This is a genomic window from Streptomyces sp. UNOC14_S4 (assembly GCF_020740835.1).
Classification (GTDB): domain Bacteria; phylum Actinomycetota; class Actinomycetes; order Streptomycetales; family Streptomycetaceae; genus Streptomyces.
This window is the reverse complement of record NZ_JAINFC010000962.1, coordinates 1-1,079: the sequence shown is the minus strand read 5'-3', so window position 1 is coordinate 1,079 and position 1,079 is coordinate 1. Positions and strand designations below refer to the sequence as shown.

Sequence of the window (1,079 nt, the reverse complement as noted above, 5' to 3'; positions counted from 1 at the left end):
GCCCGGGGGCGCAGCCCCCCGGAAACACTCCCCACCTCACCACCCACCCAGCCCGTCCGGCGTTTGAGGACGCGGCCGCAGGGCGGACACGGCGGGGAAGCCGCAAGACGGCGGCCGGAGCCACCACCGGGTCACCCGTCAGGCGTCAGGCATCGCGGCTGATGTTCGCGTTCACCCACTCCACGATCGACGCCGTCGTCGCCCCCGGCGTGAAGATCTCCGCGACCCCCTGCGCCTTGAGCGGGGCGATGTCCTCCTCGGGGATGATCCCGCCGCCGAAGACCTTGATGTCCGACGCGTCCCGCTCCCGCAGCAGCTCGATCACCTTGGCGAAGAGCGTGTTGTGGGCACCCGAGAGGATGGAGAGACCGATCGCGTCGGCGTCCTCCTGGATCGCGGTGTCCACGATCTGCTCCGGCGTCTGGTGCAGACCGGTGTAGATGACCTCCATACCGGCGTCGCGCAGCGCCCGAGCGATGACCTTGGCCCCGCGGTCATGGCCGTCGAGCCCCGGCTTGGCCACCACCACACGGATCGGACCGGCCACTCCCATCACTGCCTCCAAGTACGAGATGTACGACTGCCGGTGACCGGCCGCGAGGGTCCCCGGCTCCCCCTGGGGGCCGGGATGTGAACGAACGTTATCGCCAGCATCCCGCACCCGGCCGTTTCGCGGTGGAGAGGGAGGGGGAAATCACACGTGGGACAACACGTTCGCTACGCACCGCCCTCGCGCTTCCGTATCTCACGGGTCAAGGAGCCACTCGCGCCACCGGCCGAGCGGGACAGCGGGTGGTCGCGAGGGGAGCCGCGGCGAGGTCGCCGCACCGCTGCGCCGACAGCCGCACGGCACAGCGGTGCGTCCGGCCTCTGCACAGCTGCTGCCCATGACTGCGCACGGGGGGACAAGCGCCGCCCTCTGTGTGCCGTTCCGGAGGTCGGCCATGGTGGCCCTGCGCTTGCTCACTCTCCTCGCCGCCCTGTTACGCCCCAGGGCGGCGCTCGTCCGCTCCACACTGCTGGAGCTGGCGATCCTCACCGGCCATGTGCTGCTCTATCCCACCGGCCTGGCCCAGGAG

General features: G+C 70.6%; 1 protein-coding gene. It reads right to left on the bottom strand.

Translation table 11 applies throughout. The features are described from left to right. Positions 1-145: 145 nt before the first annotated feature. Complete coding sequence (locus tag K6I34_RS37335; RefSeq protein ID WP_229332450.1) at positions 146-553, bottom strand: cobalamin B12-binding domain-containing protein; 408 nt, start codon at positions 551-553, stop codon at positions 146-148. Positions 554-1,079: the final 526 nt, after the last annotated feature.

Excerpts from the sequence above, each read along its gene's own strand:
- K6I34_RS37335 (WP_229332450.1), bottom strand. The coding sequence starts at position 553 with ATGGGAGTGGCCGGTCCGATCCGTGTGGTGGTGGCCAAGCCGGGGCTC.